Raw genomic sequence first — 3,096 nt, 5'->3', positions numbered from 1 at the left:
ATATATCTAATTCAATCTATTTCGTACGTGCATTTCATGTCATCACACAAAACCACTTGGGTGTTGTATGGTTAAGCCTCACGGGCAATTAGTACTGGTTAGCTCAACGCCTCACAGCGCTTCCACACCCAGCCTATCAACGTTGTAGTCTCCAACGACCCTTTAGGGAGATTAAATCTCCAGTGAGAACTCATCTTAAAGCCTGCTTCCCGCTTAGATGCTTTCAGCGGTTATCAGTTCCGAACGTAGCTACCCGGCAATGCATCTGGCGATACAACCGGAACACCAGAGGTTCGTCCACTCCGGTCCTCTCGTACTAGGAGCAGCCCTCTTCAATTCTCAAACGCCCACGGCAGATAGGGACCGAACTGTCTCACGACGTTCTAAACCCAGCTCGCGTACCACTTTAAATGGCGAACAGCCATACCCTTGGGACCGACTTCAGCCCCAGGATGTGATGAGCCGACATCGAGGTGCCAAACACCGCCGTCGATATGAACTCTTGGGCGGTATCAGCCTGTTATCCCCGGAGTACCTTTTATCCGTTGAGCGATGGCCCTTCCATACAGAACCACCGGATCACTATGACCTGCTTTCGCACCTGCTCGACGTGTCTGTCTCGCAGTTAAGCTGGCTTATGCCATTGCACTAACCGTACGATGTCCGACCGTACTTAGCCAACCTTCGTGCTCCTCCGTTACGCTTTGGGAGGAGACCGCCCCAGTCAAACTACCCACCAGACAGTGTCCCCAACCCCGCTAAGGGGCCTAGGTTAGAACATCACGCATACAAGGGTGGTATTTCAAGGATGGCTCCACACACACTGGCGTGCATGCTTCAAAGCCTCCCACCTATCCTACACATGTAGGAGCAATGTTCACTGTCAAGCTATAGTAAAGGTTCACGGGGTCTTTCCGTCTAGCCGCGGGTATACGGCATCTTAACCGCAATTTCAATTTCACTGAGTCTCGGGTGGAGACAGTGTGGCCATGATTACGCCATTCGTGCAGGTCGGAACTTACCCGACAAGGAATTTCGCTACCTTAGGACCGTTATAGTTACGGCCGCCGTTTACCGGGGCTTCGATCATGAGCTTCGCAGAGCTAACCCAATCAATTAACCTTCCGGCACCGGGCAGGCGTCACACCGTATACGTCATCTTTCGATTTTGCACAGTGCTGTGTTTTTAATAAACAGTTCCAGCCACCTGGTTACTTCGACTCTCCTATGCTTACCGAGCAAGTCGTTCACATTAGAGAGCGTACCTTCTCCCGAAGTTACGGTACTATTTTGCCTAGTTCCTTCACCCGAGTTCTCTCAAGCGCCTTAGTATTCTCTACCTAACCACCTGTGTCGGTTTGGGGTACGGTTCCTATATAACTGAAGCTTAGAAGATTTTCCTGGAAGTATGGCATCAACAACTTCTGTCCCGTAGGACATCGTCTCGTATCTCAGTCTTAAGAACCCGGATTTGCCTAAGTTCTCAACCTACTTACTTTCACATGGACAACCAACGCCATGCTTGCTTAGCCTGCTCCGTCCCTCCATCGCATTATATAGAAGTACAGAAATATTAATCTGTTTCCCATCGACTACACCTTTCGGTCTCGCCTTAGGGGCCGACTTACCCTGCCCTGATTAACATGGGACAGGAAACCTTGGTCTTTCGGCGAGGGGGTTTTTCACCCCCTTTATCGTTACTCATGTCAGCATTCGCACTTCTGATACCTCCAGCATGCTTTACAACACACCTTCAACGGCTTACAGAACGCTCCCCTACCACTCATCACAAGGATGAATCCGCAGCTTCGGTGACTAGTTTAGCCCCGTTACATCTTCCGCGCAGGCCGACTCGACTAGTGAGCTATTACGCTTTCTTTAAAGGGTGGCTGCTTCTAAGCCAACCTCCTAGCTGTCTAAGCCTTCCCACATCGTTTCCCACTTAACTAGTACTTTGGGACCTTAGCTGGCGGTCTGGGTTGTTTCCCTCTTCACTATGGACGTTAGCACCCATAGTGTGTCTCCCGGATATCACTCATTGGTATTCGGAGTTTGCAAAGGGTTGGTAAGTCGGGATGACCCCCTAGCCTTAACAGTGCTCTACCCCCAATGGTGTTCGTCCGAGGCTCTACCTAAATAGATTTCGGGGAGAACCAGCTATCTCCCGGCTTGATTAGCCTTTCACTCCGACCCACAAGTCATCACCGCATTTTTCAACATACGTGTGTTCGGTCCTCCAGTTGATGTTACTCAACCTTCAACCTGCCCATGGGTAGATCGCCGGGTTTCGGGTCTATACCTAGCAACTGAACGCGCAGTTAACACTCGCTTTCGCTACGGCTCCCCTAATCGGTTAACCTTGCTACTAAATATAAGTCGCTGACCCATTATACAAAAGGTACGCAGTCACCCGAAGGCTTCCACTGCTTGTACGTATGCGGTTTCAGGTTCTATTTCACTCCCCTCACAGGGGTTCTTTTCGCCTTTCCCTCACGGTACTGGTTCACTATCGGTCAGTTAGGAGTATTTAGCCTTGGAGGATGGTCCCCCCATATTCAGTCAACATTTCACGTGTGCCGACCTACTCGATTTCACTTATGTTTGTCTTCGTGTACGGGACTATCACCCTGTATCGTTGTCCTTTCCAGAACATTCCACTAACGCCCACAAGCTTAAGGGCTAATTCGCGTTCGCTCGCCGCTACTAACGAAATCTCGGTTGATTTCTTTTCCTCGGGGTACTTAGATGTTTCAGTTCTCCCGGTTCGCCTCCTTAGGCTATGTATTCACCTAAGGATAGTGCCTTATGGCACTGGGTTTCCCCATTCAGAAATTCTAGGCTGTAACGGTTTTTATCACCTTACCTAGACTTATCGCAGATTAACACGTCTTTCATCGCCTCTAACTGCCAAGGCATCCACCACATACGCTTAGTCACTTAACCATACAACCCCAAATAGTTTTGAGTGTTAGCGAGACAAACCGCTAACTAAATGTATTCTGACATTTTCACGTACTCAATAGAGTATCTTGAATTAGAATGATAGATAATAAGGAAGTTATCTATCAGGTTGATTATTACTGCGCGACACAGCAA

The 3,096-nt window shown here is 49.1% G+C and carries 1 rRNA gene; it reads right to left on the bottom strand.

The features are described 5' to 3' along the window. Positions 1–67: 67 nt before the first annotated feature. Positions 68–2,943: ribosomal RNA gene (locus tag QQK05_RS18610) — 23S ribosomal RNA — on the bottom strand. Positions 2,944–3,096 lie beyond the last annotated feature (153 nt).

Source organism: Thalassotalea loyana (assembly GCF_030161435.1).
Lineage (GTDB): Bacteria > Pseudomonadota > Gammaproteobacteria > Enterobacterales > Alteromonadaceae > Thalassotalea_G > Thalassotalea_G loyana.
The sequence above is the reverse complement of the archived record's forward strand: the minus strand, read 5'-3'. Positions and strand labels throughout refer to the sequence as shown.